We start from the raw sequence: 249 nt of genomic DNA, 5'->3' as shown, positions 1-249 counted from the left end.
GGTGATGTGAACGTTGAGGTCAAATTTGGCGGCGTTGTATTCAAACCCGGCTGCTTTGTCTATGCCGATAACAACGGCATTATTGTTTCTCCCAAAGCATTGTCGATGCCAGCTGAATAAGTACCCTGATGACTGGGAAATCAGTCGCCTCCGCTGCGTGGCCCGGCTTGGCCGGGGCATGCAGGTTGGGGCATGCAGGTTGGGGCATGAGGTTGGGGCATGAGGTTGGGAGAAAGAAGAGTGGGTAGA

At 54.2% G+C, this 249-nt stretch carries 1 protein-coding gene; it reads left to right on the top strand.

The window, feature by feature from the left end:
• Window positions 1-6: 6 nt before the first annotated feature.
• Window positions 7-120, top strand: a complete 114-nt coding sequence (locus Q4563_RS21530) for a hypothetical protein (protein WP_303605976.1) — start codon at window positions 7-9, stop codon at window positions 118-120.
• The last annotated feature ends 129 nt before the right edge of the window (window positions 121-249 follow it).

The organism is Gilvimarinus sp. 1_MG-2023 (assembly GCF_030548285.1).
This window is presented reverse-complemented; position numbering and strand designations above follow the sequence as displayed.